The sequence below is a fragment of the Sphingomonas silueang genome (assembly GCF_040049155.1).
Classification (GTDB): Bacteria; Pseudomonadota; Alphaproteobacteria; order Sphingomonadales; family Sphingomonadaceae; genus Sphingomonas; species Sphingomonas silueang.
The window spans coordinates 100195-118575 of record NZ_JBDZDK010000002.1 but is presented as its reverse complement, the minus strand read 5'-3'; the positions used below and the strand labels follow the sequence as shown (position 1 = coordinate 118575).

The 18381-nt window shown below is 69.5% G+C and carries 24 protein-coding genes; 13 read left to right on the top strand and 11 right to left on the bottom strand.

Annotated features, from left to right (window positions below):
* Positions 1-3 precede the first annotated feature (3 nt).
* Complete coding sequence (locus ABLE43_RS02605; protein WP_348976919.1) at positions 4-2031, top strand: TonB-dependent receptor; 2028 nt, start codon at positions 4-6, stop codon at positions 2029-2031.
* Between the two features lie 49 nt (positions 2032-2080).
* Positions 2081-2257 (top strand): hypothetical protein, encoded by a 177-nt coding sequence (locus ABLE43_RS02600; RefSeq protein WP_348976918.1) that lies wholly within the window; start codon positions 2081-2083, stop codon positions 2255-2257.
* Between the two features lie 19 nt (positions 2258-2276).
* Here ABLE43_RS02600 and ABLE43_RS02595 read toward each other — a convergent pair whose 3' ends face one another.
* From ABLE43_RS02595 to ABLE43_RS02545, 11 genes are all read right to left on the bottom strand, one after another.
* Entirely contained in the window at positions 2277-2612 is a 336-nt protein-coding gene (locus ABLE43_RS02595; RefSeq protein WP_348976917.1) for a hypothetical protein, read from the bottom strand.
* A 49-nt stretch (positions 2613-2661) separates the two neighbouring features.
* Positions 2662-2871 carry a hypothetical protein gene (locus ABLE43_RS02590; RefSeq protein WP_348976916.1) on the bottom strand — a complete coding sequence of 70 codons (210 nt, stop codon included), beginning with the start codon at positions 2869-2871 and terminating at the stop codon, positions 2662-2664.
* 71 nt (positions 2872-2942) lie between these two features.
* The gene (locus ABLE43_RS02585) at positions 2943-3155 is read right to left on the bottom strand and encodes a cold-shock protein (RefSeq protein WP_348976915.1); all 213 of its coding nucleotides are present in this window, start codon (positions 3153-3155) and stop codon (positions 2943-2945) included.
* Positions 3156-3356: 201 nt separating this feature from the next.
* Positions 3357-3770: a glycine zipper 2TM domain-containing protein gene (locus ABLE43_RS02580; RefSeq protein WP_348976914.1), complete on the bottom strand. Its 414-nt coding sequence runs from the start codon at positions 3768-3770 to the stop codon at positions 3357-3359.
* 60 nt (positions 3771-3830) lie between these two features.
* Complete coding sequence (locus ABLE43_RS02575) at positions 3831-4013, bottom strand: hypothetical protein (RefSeq protein WP_348976913.1); 183 nt, start codon at positions 4011-4013, stop codon at positions 3831-3833.
* Positions 4003-4554 carry a hypothetical protein gene (locus tag ABLE43_RS02570; RefSeq protein WP_348976912.1) on the bottom strand — a complete coding sequence of 184 codons (552 nt, stop codon included), beginning with the start codon at positions 4552-4554 and terminating at the stop codon, positions 4003-4005. Before ABLE43_RS02570 ends, ABLE43_RS02575 begins: the two co-directional genes overlap by 11 nt.
* Entirely contained in the window at positions 4551-7517 is a 2967-nt protein-coding gene (gene uvrA / locus ABLE43_RS02565; RefSeq protein WP_348976911.1) for an excinuclease ABC subunit UvrA, read from the bottom strand. The genes ABLE43_RS02570 and uvrA overlap by 4 nt, the downstream gene beginning before the upstream one ends.
* A 10-nt stretch (positions 7518-7527) precedes the next feature.
* Positions 7528-7884, bottom strand: coding sequence for a GCN5-related N-acetyltransferase (locus ABLE43_RS02560; protein ID WP_348976910.1), 357 nt, complete (start codon positions 7882-7884; stop codon positions 7528-7530).
* The gene (locus ABLE43_RS02555) at positions 7881-8687 is read right to left on the bottom strand and encodes a DUF1206 domain-containing protein (protein WP_348976909.1); all 807 of its coding nucleotides are present in this window, start codon (positions 8685-8687) and stop codon (positions 7881-7883) included. The genes ABLE43_RS02560 and ABLE43_RS02555 overlap by 4 nt, the downstream gene beginning before the upstream one ends.
* A 120-nt stretch (positions 8688-8807) precedes the next feature.
* Entirely contained in the window at positions 8808-9272 is a 465-nt protein-coding gene (locus ABLE43_RS02550) for a vgr related protein (RefSeq protein ID WP_348976908.1), read from the bottom strand.
* Positions 9269-9703 (bottom strand): copper chaperone PCu(A)C, encoded by a 435-nt coding sequence (locus ABLE43_RS02545; protein ID WP_348976907.1) that lies wholly within the window; start codon positions 9701-9703, stop codon positions 9269-9271. Before ABLE43_RS02545 ends, ABLE43_RS02550 begins: the two co-directional genes overlap by 4 nt.
* A 155-nt stretch (positions 9704-9858) precedes the next feature.
* Between ABLE43_RS02545 and dnaK the strand changes: the two genes are divergently transcribed.
* From dnaK to ABLE43_RS02490, 11 genes are all read left to right on the top strand, one after another.
* A complete protein-coding gene (dnaK, locus tag ABLE43_RS02540; RefSeq protein WP_348976906.1) occupies positions 9859-11763 on the top strand; it encodes a molecular chaperone DnaK in 1905 nt (634 codons plus the stop codon).
* Positions 11764-11883: 120 nt separating this feature from the next.
* Entirely contained in the window at positions 11884-13005 is a 1122-nt protein-coding gene (dnaJ, locus tag ABLE43_RS02535; RefSeq protein WP_348976905.1) for a molecular chaperone DnaJ, read from the top strand.
* A complete protein-coding gene (locus ABLE43_RS02530; protein WP_348976904.1) occupies positions 12998-13483 on the top strand; it encodes a GNAT family N-acetyltransferase in 486 nt (161 codons plus the stop codon). Before dnaJ ends, ABLE43_RS02530 begins: the two co-directional genes overlap by 8 nt.
* A gap of 139 nt (positions 13484-13622) precedes the next feature.
* Complete coding sequence (locus ABLE43_RS02525; RefSeq protein WP_348976903.1) at positions 13623-13943, top strand: AtpZ/AtpI family protein; 321 nt, start codon at positions 13623-13625, stop codon at positions 13941-13943.
* 65 nt (positions 13944-14008) lie between these two features.
* Positions 14009-14767, top strand: a complete 759-nt coding sequence (locus tag ABLE43_RS02520; RefSeq protein WP_348977134.1) for a F0F1 ATP synthase subunit A — start codon at positions 14009-14011, stop codon at positions 14765-14767.
* 41 nt (positions 14768-14808) lie between these two features.
* On the top strand, positions 14809-15036 hold the full coding sequence (locus ABLE43_RS02515) for a F0F1 ATP synthase subunit C (RefSeq protein WP_055759484.1): 228 nt from the start codon (positions 14809-14811) through the stop codon (positions 15034-15036).
* Positions 15037-15149: 113 nt separating this feature from the next.
* Entirely contained in the window at positions 15150-15641 is a 492-nt protein-coding gene (locus ABLE43_RS02510) for a F0F1 ATP synthase subunit B family protein (RefSeq protein ID WP_348976902.1), read from the top strand.
* Positions 15634-16278 carry a F0F1 ATP synthase subunit B family protein gene (locus ABLE43_RS02505; RefSeq protein ID WP_348976901.1) on the top strand — a complete coding sequence of 215 codons (645 nt, stop codon included), beginning with the start codon at positions 15634-15636 and terminating at the stop codon, positions 16276-16278. Before ABLE43_RS02510 ends, ABLE43_RS02505 begins: the two co-directional genes overlap by 8 nt.
* Positions 16279-16407: 129 nt before the next feature.
* Positions 16408-16728 (top strand): DMT family transporter, encoded by a 321-nt coding sequence (locus tag ABLE43_RS02500; protein ID WP_348976900.1) that lies wholly within the window; start codon positions 16408-16410, stop codon positions 16726-16728.
* Between the two features lie 349 nt (positions 16729-17077).
* A complete protein-coding gene (locus tag ABLE43_RS02495) occupies positions 17078-17371 on the top strand; it encodes a hypothetical protein (RefSeq protein WP_348976899.1) in 294 nt (97 codons plus the stop codon).
* Between the two features lies 1 nt (position 17372).
* A complete protein-coding gene (locus tag ABLE43_RS02490; RefSeq protein WP_348976898.1) occupies positions 17373-18359 on the top strand; it encodes an oxidoreductase in 987 nt (328 codons plus the stop codon).
* Positions 18360-18381: the final 22 nt, after the last annotated feature.

Here is an 18381-nt window from a genome sequence, read left to right as displayed (position 1 = left end):
GACGTGAAGCGTTTCGCATGGGTGCTGGCCGCATGGCCGATGGCGGCGGCGGCACAGGACCTGCCCGAGATCGTCGTGACCGGACGCGGCCTTGCCGATGCGCCCGGCGATGCCGCCTATGACATCGTGACGCTGGAGCGCGGGCGCATCCTCGACAGCGCCAGCGGACGGCTGGAGGACGTGCTGCGCGACGTGGCCGGGTTGCAGCAGTTCCGCCGCTCCGACTCGCGCTCGGCCAATCCCACGTCGCAGGGCATCACCCTGCGCGGCATCGGCGGCAATGCGTCGAGCCGTGCGCTGCTGCTGCTCGACGGCGTGCCGCAGGCCGATCCGTTCGGCGGCTGGGTCGCCTTTCCGGCATATGCCACCGACCGGCTCGGGCGGGTGCGGATCACGCGCGGCGGCGGCAGCGGGGTCGCCGGGCCGGGGGCGCTGGCGGGCACGATCGAGATGGACAGCGCCGCGCCCGCCGACCTGCCGCCGCTGTCGGCAATGATCGCAGGCGGCAGCCGCGCGTCGCTCGACGCCCGCGCCGGGGCCGCGCTGGTCCGGCCCGGCGGCTTCGCCACGTTGTCGGGCGCCTATGCGCGCGGCGACGGCTTCGTGCCGGTCGTGGCGGAGGATCGCGGCCCCGCCGACCGCGCCGCCCCGTTCGAGCAGGCGAGCGGTGCGGCCCGCGCGGTGATCGAAGTGGCCCCCGCCACCGAGCTTCAGGCCAATGTCGCCGCCTTCACCGACCGGCGCGACCGCGGGCTGGATTTCACCAACAACCGCAGCGAAGGGGCCGACGCCAGCGTCCGGCTGGTCGGGCGGGGGCGCACCGGCTGGTCGCTGCTCGGCTATCTCCAGACCCGCGCCTTCGCCAGCCGCTTCGCCAGTGTCGGGGCAGGGCGGGCGAGTACCACGCTGACGCTCGACCAGTATAACGTGCCCGCCACCGGCTGGGGCGGGCGGGCGGAGGTCGCGCCTGCGTTCGGCGCGGTCACGGCGCGAATCGGCGGCGACTGGCGTGTGGTCGAGGGCGAGACGCAAGAACTCTATACCTATGTCGCCGGGCTGCCGACGCGGCGGCGAACGGCGGGGGGGCGCAACACCACCGCCGGCGCCTTCGCCGATCTGGCGGCGACGCTGGGGCGGCTGACGCTCAGCGGCGGCGGGCGGATCGATCGCTGGACCATCGCCGATGGCCGTCTCACCGAGCGTCCGCTGACCGGCGGCACCCTGACCGATCAGGCATATGCGACGCGGCAGGGGTGGCAGCCGACCGGACGGATCGGCGCGGCATGGGCGGCGGACGACGCGCTGACGCTGCGCGCGGCGGGCTATCGCGGCTGGCGGCTGCCGACGCTCAACGAACTCTATCGTCCGTTCCGGGTCGGCGCGGACGCGACCGCCGGGGATGCCGGGCTGAAGCCCGAGACGCTGTGGGGCGGCGAGGTCGGCATCGAGTTGCGCCCGGCCCGCGCGGTGCGCATCGCCGCGACCGCCTTCGCCAACGCCCTGTCGGACGGCATCGCCAACGTGACGGTCGCGCGGGGGCCGGGGACGTTTCCGGGTGTCGGCTTCGTCCCGGCGGCGGGAGTCTATCGGCGGCGGGCGAATCTCGACCGCGTCCGCGTGCGCGGCGTGGAGGTGGACGGCGAGGCGCGTTTCGGCACGGTCGAGGCGCGGCTGTCATGGGCCTATACCGATGCGGTGGTGCGCGATGCGGCGCTGGCCGGGCTGCGTCCGGCGCAGACGCCTGCGCATAGCGGATCGGCCACGCTCGGCTGGCGGCGCGATCGCATCGCGCTGTCGGCGACCGCGCGCTACATCGGCGCGCAATATGAGGACGACGCCAATCTGCGACGTCTGGCGGATGCGACGACGCTCGACCTTGTGGCACGCCTGCCGCTGACCCGCGCGATCACCCTCGAGGGGCGGGCGGAGAACGTCACCGACACCCGGATCGAGGCGGCGGTCGGCGGCGACGGCGTGGTCGAACGCGCCGCCCCGCGCACGCTGTGGATCGGCCTCCGGCTCGGCGGCTGAGCGCAACCCCTTGGCCTGCCGATGGTTGGTCGGGGGAGAGGAACCCGCCATGTCCCAGTCCGACCGCGCACCCAACCATAATATCTCGACCGATCATCAGCGCTCCGGCGACGCGAAGCGCCCGTCCGACACACTCGACCGACCCGCCGATCAGGTGCATCCGGCGAAGGATTTCGATCCCGTCGCCGATGTCGGATCGGCGGAACCGGGCGGCGGCAAGAACTGACCCGCCGCCCGGCGTGCCGTCAGGCGCCGGTCTGCGACGCCATGCTGCCGCGCGGTTCGACCATCGACGGCACCGGGCCGGTCGCGGGGCGCAGCCCTTCGCGCTCGCTCGCCGGGACCGGCGCGGTCGGATCGGGGCGGAAGGCATCGGGGGCGCGATCGGTCGGGCCGGGGTGCGGCTTGTCGAGCGCGAGATCGGGGGCGGGATGTTCGGCATTGCCGGGCTTGGCCCGTCGCGCGAGCACGACGCCCAGCAGGCCCATGGCCACGCCGGTCGCCGCCAGCAGGGTGGTGCGCAGCGCCGAGACGCCTGCGGTCCGGCGCGGTTTCGCCTTGTGTTTCCTGTGCTTGCTCATCGATCGTCTCCTCGTTCGCAACGGGTAACGGCCCGCGCGGCGGAAGGGTTCAATCGAGGGCGGCAGTCTCGCTGCGCCGGGCGGTGGCGGCTTCGCGGATCAGCCGCTGTTCGGTGGTGCGCTCGGCCCGGTCGGCCATGGCGGTCCATGCGGACTCGGCGCGCAGGCAGCGTTCGCGGACATTGTCCAGCGTCGCGGCATCGGCATTGGCGCGTTCCACGGCGGCGCGGGCGCGATAGGCTTCGGGCGTGTCGGCCAAGGCGGCGATACTTTCGTCGGCAGGAGGGGGGAGCGGCGCGGACGGGCGAACCCTTCCGCGCCGCGCGAACATCAGTCGGCCGGGGTCAGGTTGACCGCGCTGGTCTTGCCGCGACGGTCCTGCTCCAGCTCGTATCCGATGCGCTGGTTCTGGTTGAGCGTGGTCATGCCCGCGCGCTCGACCGCCGAGATATGGACGAACGCATCGCCGCCGCCGTTGTCGGGCGCGATGAAGCCATAGCCCTTATCGATGTTGAAGAATTTTACGGTGCCGAGAATGGCCATGATGGTTCCTTCTTGAATGACCGGGCGGCGGAACTGCCCGTCCCCCGGAGCCTTAGGCAGCAGGGAAAGAAGGAACGTGCCGCAAAGCAAGAAACCGTCGATTTGCGACTGTAGCGGGAGCGATATGGGGAGCCGTTCCGGAATTGCAACGGGCCGGAACGACATGGTCCCCCCGGCCCGCCGTTGCTGCTGCCGATCGGTTCAGCGGCAGCGCACGTTGTTGCGATCGATCGCCTGACCGCCTGCGGCACCTGCGGCACCGCCGATCAGCGCGCCGAGCAGCCCCGACCCGCCGGGCGCGATCGCGCTGCCCAGCACGCCGCCTGCGATCCCGCCGACGATCAGCCCGGTCGTGCCGTCGTTGCGGCGGCAGTAATAGCGCCCGTCCTGCCCGACATAGACCCGGTCGTTGGTCGCCAGACGGCGCTCGCGATAGCGGCGGTCGTCGCGATAATAGCGCGCCGCGTCATAGCCGTTATAGGCGGGATCGGGCCGATCCCAGTCATAGCGGCTGTAGCCGCCCGCGTCGGCGTAGCGGGGGCCGCCGATGCCATAGTCCGAGCAGCCGGAAACGAGCGTCGCGGCGGCGACGATGCCGAGGGTCAATGCGCGCATGAGGCAATCCTTCCTGATGTCGATCAAGGCGGAATGTCGGGCGGTGGCAGAGGTTCCCGTTTACCAGCGCCCGCCCGCCGCGGCGATCGCCGCGAGCAGTGCGCGCTTGCTGTCGGTGCGGCGGGTACCGTCGTTGCGCGGCACCTGCGGATCGCCCAGCGCGGCGCGGCGCGCGGCGAGTTCGCGGGCGAAGTCCGCGTGCGAGATGCGCAGCCCCGTCCAGTCGGGGTCGTCAGCCTTCAAGGGCGTCGATGCCATATTCCCCTGCGCTTTCTTCGCCGATCCGCCGGTCGAGATAGGCGCGATCGAGCCCCGGGTGAAGCCGGTACAACAGCCTTGCCTGTTCGATGCGGTCGGGCGCGGTTCCGGATGCGAACTGGCCGACGCGATCCGCGATCAGATCCTCGACGCCGATGATCGCAAAGGCCGCGCCGGGCACGAGATCCTCGACCAGCACGATATGATCGGGAGCCGCCAGTCCGTCGAGCGGTGTGCGCCCGACCACCTCGAACCCCAGTGCCAGATCGGGATGCACCCACCCGCGCGTCGCGACGCCGGCACCCGATGGCCGGACGAAGCCGTATCGCCGCAACACGGCTTCCAGTTCGGGCTGCGCCGGCGAACACAAATCGAAATCGCCCGTCGCGACCATGCTGCCCGACCAATATTCGACGGCGGCACCGCCGACCAGTATCGGGCGGGGTTCGCCCTCGGCACGCATCGCCTCGCTGATCACGGCGAACAGCCGCAGTGCCGCCTCGAACGGTGCGCGCCAGACGCTCACTCCGCCGCCCGCGCCTGGTCCTGTTCCAGCAACGGCTTGAGATACCGCCCGGTAAAGCTCCCCTCGACGCCTGCGACCGTTTCCGGCGTGCCTTCGGCCACGACGCGCCCGCCCTTCACCCCGCCTTCCGGGCCCATGTCCAATATCCAGTCGGCGGTCTTGATGACGTCGAGGTTATGCTCGATCACCACCACCGTATTGCCCTGTTCGACCAGCTGGTGGAGCACCTCCAGCAGCTTGCGCACGTCCTCGAAATGCAGCCCCGTGGTCGGTTCGTCGAGGATGTAGAGCGTGTTGCCGGTCGCCCGCCGCGCCAGTTCCTTGGCCAGCTTCACCCGCTGCGCCTCGCCACCCGACAGGGTGGTCGCCTGCTGACCGACCTTGACATAGCCCAGCCCCACCTCCGCGAGCATCGCCATCCTGTCGCGGATCGGCGGCACCGCCTTGAAGAACTCGACCGCATCCTCGACGGTCATGTCGAGCACGTCGGCGATGCTCATCCCCTTGAACTTCACCTCCAGCGTCTCGCGATTGTAGCGCGCGCCGTGGCACACGTCGCAGGTGACGTAGACGTCGGGCAGGAAGTGCATCTCGATCTTGAGCACGCCGTCGCCCTGGCACGCCTCGCACCGCCCGCCCTTGACGTTGAAGCTGAACCGGCCGGGCTTGTAGCCGCGCGCCTGCGCCTCCGGCAGCCCGGCGAACCAGTCGCGGATCTGGGTGAAGGCGCCGGTATAGGTCGCCGGGTTGGAGCGCGGCGTGCGCCCGATCGGCGACTGGTCGATGTCGATCACCTTGTCGAGATGCTGCAACCCGGTGATCTTGTCATGCTTGCCCTGCACGATCCGCGCGCCGTTCAGCGTGCGGGCGGCGGCGGCATAGAGCGTGTCGATGGTGAAGCTCGACTTGCCCGATCCGCTGACGCCGGTGATGCAGGTGAAGGTGCCGAGCGGCAGCGATGCCGTCACCCCGGTCAGGTTGTTCGCGGTGGCGTTGTGGACGGTCAGCTTCTTGCCGTTGCCCTTGCGCCGCTTGTCGGGCAGCGGGACCGATCGCGTGCCGTTCAGATAATCGGCGGTGATCGATCCCTTGGCCTTCAGCAACTGCTTGAGCGTGCCCTTGGCCACCACCTCGCCGCCGTGGACGCCCGCGCCCGGCCCCATGTCGATCACATAGTCGGCGGTGCGGATCGCATCCTCGTCATGCTCGACCACCAGTACGGTGTTGCCGAGGTCGCGCAGCCGCCGCAGCGTGGCGAGCAGCATGTCGTTGTCGCGCTGGTGCAGCCCGATCGACGGCTCGTCGAGCACGTAGAGCACCCCCGACAACCCGCTGCCGATCTGCGAGGCGAGGCGGATGCGCTGCGACTCCCCGCCCGACAGCGTGCCGCTGGTCCTGTCGAGGTTCAGATAGTCGAGCCCGACATTGTTGAGGAATCCCAGCCGCTCGACGATCTCCTTCAGGATCGACTGGGCGATCGCCTTCTGCTGGTCGTTGAAATGCTCGGGCAGCGATTCGAAGAACTTCAGCGCATCGACCACCGACAGGTGGGTGGCATGCGCGATGTCCTGCATCGCCACCTTCACCGCCAGCGCCTCGGGCTTGAGGCGCGCGCCGTGGCACGTCTCGCACGGCTGCGACGCCTGGTATTTCGCGAGCTCCTCGCGCATCCACGCGCTCTCGGTCGACAGCATCCGCCGGTTGAGGTTGCCCAGCACGCCCTCGAACGGCTTCTTGACGTCATAGGCCTTCTTGCCGTCGACGAAGGTCAGCGTCACCGCCTTGCCGCCGGTGCCGTGCAGGATGACGCGCTGCGCCTCCTCCGGCAGGTCCTTCCACGCGGTGTCGAGCGAGAAGTCGTACGCCTTCGCCAGCGACCCCAGCACCTGCATGTAATAGGGCGAGGGCGGGTTGGACTTCGCCCACGGCACCACCGCGCCCTTCTTGATCGACAGGTCGTGGTTGGGGACGATCAGGTCCTCGTCGAACTCCATCCGCTCGCCAAGGCCGTCGCACGCCGGGCAGGCGCCCTGCGGCGCGTTGAAGCTGAACAGGCGCGGCTCGATCTCGGCGATGGTGAAGCCGCTGACCGGACAGGCGAATTTTTCCGAGAACACGATGCGGTTGTCGGGAATGCCCGCGCCCTTGAGCTTGCTAGCCCTCTCCCCGCCTGCGGGGAGAGGGTTGGGAGAGGGGGCTTCCTCGTTTTCTCCCGCCCCGGAAGCGGCCTGCGCCACGGTCGTGTCGACCAGATCGACATAGGCGAGGCCGTCCGCCAGCTTCAGCGCCGTCTCGAAACTCTCGGCAAGGCGCGTCGCGGCATCGGGGTTCACCACCAGCCGGTCGACGACGATCTCGACGTCGTGCTTGAACTTCTTGTCGAGCGCGGGCGCGTCCTCGATCAGATGGACCTCGCCGTTCACCCGCACCCGCTGGAACCCGGCCTTCTGCCATTCGGCCAGCTCTTTCCGAAACTCGCCCTTGCGCCCGCGCACCACCGGCGCGAGCAGCAGCAGCCGCGTCCCCTCGGGCAGCGCCAGCACCCGGTCGACCATCTGGCTGACCGTCTGCGCGCTGATCGGCAGGCCGGTGGCGGGCGAATAGGGCACGCCGACCCGCGCCCAGAGCAGGCGCATATAGTCGTAGATTTCGGTCACGGTCGCGACGGTCGAGCGCGGGTTGCGGCTCGTCGTCTTCTGCTCGATCGAGATGGCGGGGGACAGGCCCTCGATATGCTCGACATTGGGCTTCTGCATCAGCTCGAGGAACTGGCGTGCATAGGCCGACAGCGATTCGACATAGCGCCGCTGCCCCTCGGCATAGATGGTGTCGAAGGCGAGGCTCGACTTGCCCGACCCGGACAGGCCGGTGATGACCGTCAGCGTATCGCGCGGGATGTCGATGTCGACGCCCTTGAGGTTGTGCTCCCGCGCGCCGCGGACGGAGATATGGGTCAGGCTCATGCGGTCCGTTCTATCTTCGTTCTATTGGATTGGCAGAGCCGGAGATGGGGGCGGCAGCGCCCGGTTTCGAGGGGCCGCGCTTGCCGCGCCATTCGAGCGAGCGGCGGTCGAGTTCGGCCATGTCCTCGGTGCCCGCGATCGCCGCCTCGCCCAGCGCCACCGCCCGCGCGAGCGCCGCCGGATCGGCATGGGCATAGGCCGGGCGGCCCGCGACATGATCGTACCAACGCCCGCCGAACGCATTGTCGAGCAGGATGCGCTGGAAACAATGGTCCGCCCGCACCGGCCAGCCGCGCGCGGACGCCAGCGCGGGCAGTTCGCGCCGCGTCAGCTCCAGCCAGCGCGCCCGCACCGCATCGCCGCTCACGCGGGCAGGTCGACCGAGATGCGCCGCCAGCGCGCCTCGACGAAGCTGTAGATGCCGAAGGCGACGAAGCCGAGGCCCGTGGCGGTCAGCAGCCATTGCCCGCCGGTCTGGCGCTGGAGCGTGGCCAGCGCATGCGCCATGCCGCCCGCCTCGTCGGCATCGGCGACCCATGCAGCGGTCGCGAAGAACAGCGCGATCAGCGCGAATACCAGCGCCCGCGCGCCGTATCCGATCCGCCCGATGGTACAGACATGCTGCGGCACCGGCGTCCCGTGCGACAATTCGCGGGCGAAGCTGCCGTCCCATGCCTTCTTCGCCTGTTGCAGCGCCGCGCCGACCAGGCCTGCGGCGACCAGCGCCACCAGCACCCGCCCCATCGGCCGGTCGAGCAGCCATGCGGTCCAGTCGTGCGCGCTTTCCTCGCCGCCTACCCGTCCGCTTGCGCTGCGGCTGTGCAGCGCCAGCCGGGCGGCGGTCCATGCGAGCGCGACATGCGCGATGCCGCTGACCGCATGGCCCGCGCGGCGGAGGGCTCCCGACGCATCGTTCGCCCGCGCCTCGGGATCGGTGAGCGCCTCCACCAGCCGCCACAGCGCATAGCCCGCCAGCCCCGCCGCCATCGCCGCCAGCACGACTTCGCCGAACGGTTCGTCGGCGAGGCTGGCGATCGCGCCCTGATTGTCACCGATCTTGCCGCCGCGCAGCGCGGCGTCGATCGCGAACCAGCCGACCAGCAGATACACGATCCCGCGCGCGGCGAAGCCCAGCCGGGCGAGCAAGGTGGCACCGGTGCGGGTCGTCATGGGGCGGGGCTTTCAGAATCGTTGCGCGGTGCCAACAACCTGCAATGCCAAGGGTTCCGCCGCTTGCGGTTCGATCCCGTCGAGCGCGAGGCTGATCGACCGTCGCTGGGATCAGGCGCCTCATCCCCGCCCGAACGGCAGCAACGCCTCGTATACCTCGCGCGGCGGCTTGTCCGCCAGCCGTACCCCCTGCCGCAGCAGGAAGGCGTGGCGGACGATCTCGCCCTGCTGCTCGATGCCGTAGGCGTCGAACGGCTTGCCCGGCACGATCGTGTAGCGATAGGTGCAGAACGGGTGCCGCATCAGCGGCAGCCAGTAGCGGCCCCGGTGCTGCGTCTGGTGGACGTGCATCATCTCGTGCAGGAACAGCGCGGCCAGATCGCGCCCGGCGCGGGCGAAATCGTCGCGGTAGAGTGTGCCCTGCGGGTGGAAATGGATGCAGCCGGTCGGGGCCATCGCGACCTGCTTCGGCTGGAAGAACGCCCATTTGGCGTTGGCGACCCGCGCCCGGTCGTAATCGATCGTGTCGCCGAAGATGGTGCGGGCGAGTTCGACCTCGCCCGGCGTCAGCGCCCGTTTCGTCACGGCGCGGGATCGCCCGCGCCGACGAGCTTCGCATCGACCCAGATCTCGTCCCCCGAGCCCAGCCGGAACTTCAGCATGACCTTGCCGCCGGGGCGCAGGTCACCGGTCAGGTCGAACAGCATCGCGTGCAGCCCACCGGGGGCCAGCGTCACCGTTTTCCTGCTCGGGATCGGCAGGCGTTCGATCGGGCGCATCGTCATCGCGCCGTGATCGGTCGCCATGCTGTGGTGCAATTCGATCCGTCGCGCCGCCGGACTGGCGATGGCCGTGAGTACCGCGGGCTGGTTGCCCCCATGGATCGTGGCATAGGCGGCGGCGGGACGGCCCGGCACGGCGGGCAGGCGCACCCATGCGTCTTCGATTTCCGTGCCCCGCGAGCATCCCGTCGCCAGCAGCCCGCCCGCCAGCACTGCCCTCCACCGTGTCTTCACGCGCACGCTCCCGTTTCGATACGGTTCCCTATGCGGCCCACAATCTTGCGGCAAGGCGAACCCTGCCTATATCCGCCGACGTAACAACCCGTCGGCGTCTCCCCGGACGCACGGGTTTCCGGCATATTTCCAACCTTGGGGGCCAATGAGGGACCATGGCTAAAATTATCGGCATCGATCTGGGCACGACCAACAGCTGCGTCGCGGTGATGGAGGGCGGCAGCCCGAAGGTCATCGAGAATGCGGAAGGCGCGCGTACCACGCCGTCGATCGTCGCCTTCGCGAAGGACGGCGAGCGGCTGATCGGTCAGCCCGCCAAGCGGCAGGCGGTGACGAACGGCGACAACACCATCTTCGCGGTGAAGCGCCTGATCGGCCGCCGGTTCGACGATCCCGTCACCAAGAAGGACACCGAACTGGTGCCCTACACCATCGCGCGCGGTCCGAACGGCGACGCATGGGTGAAGGCGGGCGGCGAGGAATATTCGCCGTCGCAGATCAGCGCGTTCATCCTGCAGAAGATGAAGGAAACGGCGGAGTCGTATCTCGGCGAGACCGTGACCCAGGCGGTCATCACCGTTCCCGCCTATTTCAACGACGCCCAGCGTCAGGCGACCAAGGACGCAGGCAAGATCGCCGGCCTCGAAGTGCTGCGCATCATCAACGAGCCGACGGCAGCCGCGCTCGCCTATGGTCTCGACAAGGACAATAACAAGACGATCGCGGTCTATGACCTCGGCGGCGGCACCTTCGACATCTCGGTGCTCGAGATCGGCGACGGCGTGTTCGAGGTGAAGTCGACCAACGGCGACACCTTCCTCGGCGGCGAGGATTTCGATGCCAAGCTCGTCCAGTATCTGGCCGACGAGTTCAAGAAGGCCGAAGGCATCGACCTGACCAAGGACAAGCTGGCGCTCCAGCGGCTGAAGGAAGCCGCCGAAAAGGCCAAGATCGAGCTGTCCTCGACCCAGACGACCGAGGTGAACCTGCCGTTCATCACCGCCGACGCGACGGGTCCGAAGCACCTCGTCAAGTCGATCACCCGCGCCGATCTGGAGCGTCTGGTCGAGGATCTGGTGAAGCGCACGCTCGAGCCGTGCAAGAAGGCGCTGGCCGATGCGGGCGTGCAGGCGAACGCGATCGACGAGGTCGTGCTGGTCGGCGGCATGACCCGCATGCCCCGCGTCCGCGAGGTCGTGAAGCAGTTCTTCGGCAAGGAGCCGCACACCGGCGTGAACCCCGATGAGGTGGTCGCGATCGGCGCCGCGATCCAGGCGGGCGTGCTGCAGGGCGACGTCAAGGACGTGCTGCTGCTCGACGTGACCCCGCTGAGCCTCGGCATCGAGACGCTGGGCGGCATCATGACCCGCATGATCGATCGCAACACGACGATCCCGACCAAGAAGTCGCAGGTCTATTCGACCGCCGACGACAATCAGCAGGCGGTGACGATCCGCGTGTTCCAGGGCGAGCGCGAGATGGCCGCCGACAACAAGATGCTCGGCCAGTTCGATCTGGTCGGCATCCCGCCCGCGCCGCGCGGCGTGCCGCAGATCGAGGTCACCTTCGACATCGACGCCAACGGCATCGTCAACGTGTCGGCGAAGGACAAGGGCACCGGCAAGGAGCAGCAGATCCGCATCCAGGCTTCGGGCGGCCTGTCGGACAGCGACATCGACCAGATGGTCCGCGACGCCGAGCAGTTCGCGGAAGAGGATAAGAAGCGCCGTGCGTCGGCGGAGGCGAAGAACAACGCCGAATCGCTGATCCACACGACCGAGCGCCAGCTGGCCGACAACGGCGACAAGGTGGACGCATCGCTCAAGGCCGAGATCGAGGCGGCGATCGCCGACACCAAGGCGGCGGTCGACAGCGGCGACAGCGAGCGCATGACCGAGAAGAGTCAGGCGCTGGCGCAGGTCGCGATGAAGCTCGGCCAGGCGATCTACGAGAAGCAGCAGCAGGCGGAAAGCGCGCCCGCCGCCGATGCGGCCTCGGCCAAGACCGACGACGTGGTCGATGCCGAATTCTCGGAAGTCGACGACAGCCACAAGGCGTAAACCAACGCCCCTCCCTCTCCCCCTCGGGGGAGAGGGCCGGGGAGAGGGGGTGTCGGGCGGGTCGTTTTTCAGGCAACCCCCTCTCCCAACCCTCTCCCCTGAAGGGGAGAGGGCTATTTGATGACCACCGAAGTCGATTTCTACGAACTGCTCCAGTGCGAGCGCACCGCCGATGCCGCGACGATCAAGTCGGCGTATCGCAAGCTCGCGATCAAATATCACCCGGACAAGAACGCGGGCTGCAAGGACAGCGAGGCAAAGTTCAAGGCGATCAACGAAGCCTATGACTGCCTGAAGGACCCGCAGAAGCGCGCGGCGTACGACCGCTACGGCCATGCCGCCTTCCGTCAGGGCGCGGGCGGCCCCGGCGGCGGGGCGCAGGATTTCAACGGCTTCTCCGACATTTTCGAGAGTGTTTTCGGCGAATTCATGGGCGGCGGGCGACAGGGCCGTGCCGGGCCGCGGCGTGGCGCCGACCTGCGCTACGACATGGAGGTGACGCTCGAGGAGGCCTATCATGGCCACCAGACCGAGATCACCGTCGACGTCTCCGCCCCCTGCGCTCCCTGCGGCGGCAGCGGCGCGACGCCCGGCACCAAGGCGCGCACCTGCCAGACCTGCGCGGGCCACGGCAAGGTGCGCGCGCAGCAGGGCTTCTTCGTCGTCGAGCGTGCCTGCCCGACCTGCCACGGCGCGGGACAGGTGATCGCCGACCCGTGCCCCGCCTGCCACGGCGAAGGCCGGGTCGAACAGACCAAGACGTTGCAGGTCAACGTGCCACCCGGCGTCGACGAGGGCACGCGCATCCGCCTGACCGGCGAAGGCGAGGCGGGCGCGCGCGGCGCACCTTCGGGCGACCTCTACATCTTCCTCCACGTCAAGCGGCACGCGATCTTCGAGCGGGACGGCACCACGCTCTATGCCCGCGCGCCGATCAGCTTCACCACGGCGGCGCTCGGCGGATCGATCGACATTCCGGGGCTCGACGGTGCGAAGCACAGCATCCGCATCCCGGCGGGCATCCAGTCGGGCAAGGAACTGCGCCAGCGCGGCGCGGGCATGCCGGTGTTGCAGGGCCGCGGCCACGGCGACCTCGTGATCCGGATCGAGGTGGAGACGCCGACCCGCCTCTCTGCCCGCCAGCGCGAACTGCTGGAGGCGTTCCGCGAAACCGAAACCGGCGAGGAATGCCCCGAATCGAGCGGCTTCTTCGGTCGGCTCAAGACCGCCTTCGGTGGCTGAATGGCGTAGCGCGACGGCGGGGGACGCCCCTGCCGTCGCCGCGCTCGCCCGCGCCGCGCTGGGCGACTATGGCGAGGCGGCGGAACTCTATGCCGAACGCATCGCGCTGGCCCCCGCCGGGTGCCATGTGCTGACGGCGGGCGACCGGATCGTCGGGCACTGCATCAGCCATCCGTGGCGACGCTTCGCACCCCCGGCGATGCACGCACTGCTGGGCGCGATCCCCGACGACGCCGACTGCTGGTACCTCCACGACGTCGTCGTCGCGCCCGAGGCACGGGGGCAGGGCGCGGTCGAGCGGCTGCTGCCCGTACTGGCGGACGCCGCCCGCGCCGCCGGCATCGGCACGCTGGCGCTGATCGCGGTCGGCGGGGCGGATCGCTACTGGGCCAGGCTGGGCTTTCACGCCGCCGGGGGCGGGGCGACAGGCTTCGGGCCGGACGCCCGGTATATGGAGCGTCCGGTTGCGGACGCCTGACGCCGTTCATCGTGCCGAAAGGTTCCCGCGCGAACGCCGTGGTTGACTCGAAACCGTCACCTTCCTAAAGCGCGCGTGCCTTGGCGGGCTCGCCATCCGGCGTATTTCCGGCCCGGCCGAAAGGTCATGGGGAGGGATGATGGCGGAGAACGAGCCCGGACTGGACCCCTTGCCCGAAGACGCCCGGATCACCTCGCTCGACGCGCGGCTGAAGCAGGCGAAGACGGACGAGGCGGTCAGGACCGGCGGGGCGCGCGACGACGCGGGCGAGCGGAATTATCGCCTGGGCAACCGCGTGCTGGCCGAACTGATCGGGGGAATGGTCGGGGGAGCGGTGATCGGGGGAACCCTCGACTATCTGCTCGGCACCTCGCCTTGGCTCCTGCTCGTGCTGCTCTCTCTGGGGATCGTCAGCGCGTTCAGGAATATCATCAGGATTTCCAATCGGCGTCCGGACTGACGGTTTTCGGGCGCCTTGGCATATCGGGGCGAAGCGACGTGGCTGAGGCAGGCAAGATCGATCCGATGCACCAGTTCGAGGTGCAGACGATCTTCAACATTCCGCTCGGCGACCATGTCCTGCCGTTCACCAATTCGGCGCTGTGGATGCTGGTCGCGGCGGCGGCGCTGTTCGTGTTCATGATCGGCGGCATGAAGCAGGCACAGGTGCCGGGCCGCTGGCAGATGGCGGTCGAGGGCTTCACCGGCTTCATCGACAAGCTGCTGGCGGCGAACATCGGGCATGAGGGGCGCAAGTATCTGCCCTACGTCTTCTCGCTGTTCATGTTCATCCTGTTCGCCAACGTCGTCGGGCTGCTGCCCTTCGGCCTCGTCGGGCTGCACCCGTTCACCGTCACCAGCCACTTCACCGTCACCGGCGTGCTGGCGATCGCCAGCTTCTCGATCGTGCTGGTCGTCGGCCTGTTCAAGCACGGCCTGCGCTTCTTCAGCCTGTTCGCGCCCAAGGGCACGCCGATCCCGGTGCTGATCCTCGTCGCGCCGATCGAGTTCGTGTCGTTCATGGTGCGCCCGTTCAGCCTCGCGCTGCGGTTGTTCGTCGCCATGACCGCGGGCCACATCCTGCTGAAGGTGCTGGCCGGGTTCATCATCAATTCGACCGCGGCGGGCGCGGGCGTCGGCCTGCTGGTCAGCCTGCCCAGCTTCGCGCTGATGGTCGGCGTCTCGGCGCTCGAAATGCTGGTCGCGGGCGTGCAGGCCTATGTCTTCGCGCTGCTGACCTCGCTCTACATCAACGATGCCGTGCACCTGCACGACCATCACTGATCCCAACCCAACCAACTGATTTTTCCAAGGGAGTTTTCGACATGGAAGCAGACTCGATCAAGCTGCTCGGCGCCGGTCTGGCCGCGATCGGTGCGGGCCTCGCAGCACTCGGCGTGGGCAACGTGTTCGCCGCGTTCCTCCAGGGCGCGCTGCGCAACCCGTCGGCAGCGGCCGGCCAGCAGGGCAACATGTTCATCGGCTTCGCCGCCGCCGAACTTCTCGGCCTGCTCGCGTTCGTCGTCGCGGTGCTGCTGATCTTCGTCGCGTAACTTGCCGCGACGCCCGGCGTGGGGATGGTCCCGCGCCGGTTCGCCGGTTCCGCGAACGGAACCGGCTTCGGTCGGGCCGCGGGTCCGGCCGACCAGATAATACGGGACGTTTCATGCCGCAAATCGAGCAGCTTGCCGCGACGTGGGGGTCGCAGGTCTTCTGGCTGGTGCTGACCTTCGGCATCGTCTTCCTCGTCGTGGGCCTGGGCATGGTGCCCAAGGTGCAGGGCACGGTGGACAAGCGCGACCAGGGCATCGCCGCCGATCTCGCCGCCGCCGATGCGGCCCGCGCGCAGGCCGATGCGACCGAGGCGGCATGGCGCACCCGCGAGAACGCCAGCCGCGAGGCGGCGCAGAAGCTCCTCGCCGACGCCCGCGCGCGCGGTGCGGCGGCCGCGGCCGAGCGGATCGCCGCCGCCAATGCCGATGTGCAGGCGCGCGTCGCGCAGGCCGAGGCCGACATCGCCGCGCAGAAGTCCGCCGCGATGGACGAGATCGAAACCGTCGCGGTACAGGCGACCCAGGCGATCGTCGAGCGCGTCGCCGGGCTGCACGTCAGCGACCAGGACGCGCACGGCGCGGTGAAGGCGGTGCTCCATGGCTAATGCACGCATCGGCGGGGCCGCCGAGGAAAATCTGTCGCAGGTGGTCCATAACGAGGGCCTGCCGAAGACCGGCGCGGACGCGGTCGAGAGCGAGCACGGCGGCGTGACCGGGGTGCCGCATCAGGAACCGACCGCGCTGTTCCTCGACGCCACCGGCTGGGTCAGCGCGGCGATGCTGCTGTTCCTGATCGTGCTGGTGGTCAAGGGCGTGCCCGCCGTCATCGGCAAGCTGCTCGACGGGCAGATCGCCGCGATCCGCACCCGCCTCGACGAGGCGCGCGCACTGCGGGCCGAGGCCGAGGCGCTGCGCGACGAATATGCGTCGAAGATCGCCGGGATCGAGGCACAGGCCGCCGAGATGGTCGCCCATGCCGAGGCGGAGGCGCAGGGGTTGCTGGCCAAGGCGGAGGCCGACGCCGCCGACCTGACGCAGCGCCGCGCCAGGATGGCGAGCGACAAGATCGCCGCCGCCGAGCGCGCCGCCATCGCCGAGGTCCGCGCGACCGCTGCGGACGCCGCCGCCAAGGCCGCGGGCGTGCTGATCGCCGATCGCATGGCGGGCGGCGCCGATCGCGCGCTGGTCGACCGGACGATCGCGGGGCTGGGCGCCGGATCGGGTGGCGGTCGGCTGAACTGATCCCTTTCTCTTGTCGCGACGACGCCGCCCTGCCGACCGGCCGGGCGGCGTTTCGCGTTTTGCCGCAGCGTCTCTTCCGGGTTTCCGGCGTGCGGCCTGTATCCCGAGCCCGCGTGAAGGAGAACCGATATGGCATGGGCCATCTTGGGGGTCGCGGTGCTGTGCGAGATCGTCTGGGCGCTCAGCCTGAAATGGGCGGCGGGGCAGGGGACGCTCGCCGCATCGGCGGTGCCGATCACGCTGTCGTTCGTCAACATGGGGCTGCTGGCGCTGGCGATGCGCGGCATTCCGGCGGGCACCGCCTATGCGGTGTGGACCGGGCTGGGCGCGGTCGGGGTCATCATCGGCGGCACGATCCTGTTCGGCGAACGGATCGCGCCGATGCAGGCCGCCTTCATGGTGCTGACCGTCATCGGCGTGGTCGGCACCAAGCTGTTTGCGCAAGGGTAGGGCCGATCGGCGTTCGGGGAAGGTGCGGCATCTTCCCTTCCCGGAAGGATTCCTCCGCGAAAGTCGCGCGCTTGGTCCGAACCGGCCCCTACCCCGGCGAAGGCCGGGGTCCAGTTGGAAAGGCTTTTCCGTACCTTACCAACCTCCCCCCACTGGACCCCGGCCTTCGCCGGGGTACGGACGGGTGACTTCCGCAGAGGAATCCCGGAAGGGAGGGGGCAATCTGGTCCACCGTTCTGCCGAATGTCGATCGGCCCCAAGCCCCTGATTCGCCCGGTTCCGTCGCGCCGGGCGATGCTATAGCGTCGCCGCATGCGGGCGGTCCGGCCCGCATGGGGAGATGCCTGTGATGAAGTCCGTGTACGCCGCCCTGATCCTGCTCGCCGCGCCGGTGGCACTCACCGCGCAGACCTCGCCCGCCGCGCCTGCCGCCGCGCCGACGATCGACAGTTCGATCGAGACGATCGCCGCCGATCCGCGCGGCAAGGCGATCCTCGATGCGGTCTTTCCCAAGATGCTCGAGCATGAATCCTATCCGATGTTCAAGGGCATGACGCTGAAGCAGGTCCAGCCCTATGCCAACGGCCGCATCACCGACGAACAGGTGGCGAAGGTCGCCGTCGAACTGGCGAAGCTGAAGTAACATGGTGCGCGTCGGCCTGATCGGGTTCGGCCTTGCCGGCGCGTCCTTCCACGCCCCGCTGATCGCGGCGGTCGAGGGGATGGAACTGGCGGCGATCGCGACGTCGCGCCCGACCGATCGCTATCCCGCGGCGGTCCGCCATGCCGATCCCGCGACGCTGATCGCCGACGACAGTCTCGACCTCGTGGTCGTGGCGACCCCCAACGACAGCCATGTGCCGCTGGCGCAGGCGGCATTGGCGGCGGGGCGGCACGTCGTGGTCGACAAGCCGCTGGCGACCGACGACGGCGATGCGGTCGAGCTGGTGCAGCTCGCGCGCGGCGTCGGTCGGCTGCTCGGCGTGTTCCACAACCGGCGCTGGGACAGCGATTTCCTGACGGTCGAGGCGCTCTTGCGCGAAGGTCTGCTGGGCGAGGTGATGCTGGCCGAACTGCACTGGGACCGGTTCCGCCCCGCGATCAAGGCCGGATGGCGCGAGCATGGCGGCCCCGGCGGCGGGCTGCTGAGCGATCTCGGCCCGCACATGATCGATCAGGCGCTGCGGCTGTTCGGCATGCCCGATGCGGTGGCGGGCGACGTGGCGGTGCAGCGCGACGGCGCGCTCGCCGACGATTACTTCAGCATCACCCTGCGCTACGGCCATCGCCGGGTCGTGATCGGATCGGCCTCGCTGGTCGCCGCGCCGCGCCCGCGCTTCGCGCTGCACGGCACGAAGGGCAGCTTCGTCAAATACGGCATCGATCCGCAGGAGGCGGTGCTGCGCGCGGGAGGATCGCCGGACGATCCGGGCTATGGCATCGAGGAGGAAGCCGACCGGGGCGTGCTGACCGACGGCGCGGGCCATGCCCGGCGGATCGAATCGGCGCGCGGCGACTGGCGCGCCTTCTATGCCGGGATGCGCGACGCGATCCTGCACGGCGCGGCGGTGCCGGTCGATCCGGTCGATGCGGTGCGCGGCCTCCGGGTGCTGGCGGCGGCGCGGGGGTAACGACGCACGCGCGCCGCCGTCG

Coding starts and splice junctions, on each gene's coding strand:
- ABLE43_RS02600 (WP_348976918.1), top strand. CDS start 2,081: ATGTCCCAGTCCGACCGCGCACCCAACCATAATATCTCGACCGATCAT.
- ABLE43_RS02595 (WP_348976917.1), bottom strand. CDS start 2,612: ATGAGCAAGCACAGGAAACACAAGGCGAAACCGCGCCGGACCGCAGGC.
- ABLE43_RS02585 (WP_348976915.1), bottom strand. CDS start 3,155: ATGGCCATTCTCGGCACCGTAAAATTCTTCAACATCGATAAGGGCTAT.
- ABLE43_RS02580 (WP_348976914.1), bottom strand. CDS start 3,770: ATGCGCGCATTGACCCTCGGCATCGTCGCCGCCGCGACGCTCGTTTCC.
- uvrA (WP_348976911.1), bottom strand. CDS start 7,517: ATGAGCCTGACCCATATCTCCGTCCGCGGCGCGCGGGAGCACAACCTC.
- ABLE43_RS02555 (WP_348976909.1), bottom strand. CDS start 8,687: ATGACGACCCGCACCGGTGCCACCTTGCTCGCCCGGCTGGGCTTCGCC.
- dnaK (WP_348976906.1), top strand. CDS start 9,859: ATGGCTAAAATTATCGGCATCGATCTGGGCACGACCAACAGCTGCGTC.
- dnaJ (WP_348976905.1), top strand. CDS start 11,884: ATGACCACCGAAGTCGATTTCTACGAACTGCTCCAGTGCGAGCGCACC.
- ABLE43_RS02525 (WP_348976903.1), top strand. CDS start 13,623: ATGGCGGAGAACGAGCCCGGACTGGACCCCTTGCCCGAAGACGCCCGG.
- ABLE43_RS02520 (WP_348977134.1), top strand. CDS start 14,009: ATGCACCAGTTCGAGGTGCAGACGATCTTCAACATTCCGCTCGGCGAC.
- ABLE43_RS02515 (WP_055759484.1), top strand. CDS start 14,809: ATGGAAGCAGACTCGATCAAGCTGCTCGGCGCCGGTCTGGCCGCGATC.
- ABLE43_RS02510 (WP_348976902.1), top strand. CDS start 15,150: ATGCCGCAAATCGAGCAGCTTGCCGCGACGTGGGGGTCGCAGGTCTTC.
- ABLE43_RS02505 (WP_348976901.1), top strand. CDS start 15,634: ATGGCTAATGCACGCATCGGCGGGGCCGCCGAGGAAAATCTGTCGCAG.
- ABLE43_RS02500 (WP_348976900.1), top strand. CDS start 16,408: ATGGCATGGGCCATCTTGGGGGTCGCGGTGCTGTGCGAGATCGTCTGG.
- ABLE43_RS02495 (WP_348976899.1), top strand. CDS start 17,078: ATGAAGTCCGTGTACGCCGCCCTGATCCTGCTCGCCGCGCCGGTGGCA.
- ABLE43_RS02490 (WP_348976898.1), top strand. CDS start 17,373: ATGGTGCGCGTCGGCCTGATCGGGTTCGGCCTTGCCGGCGCGTCCTTC.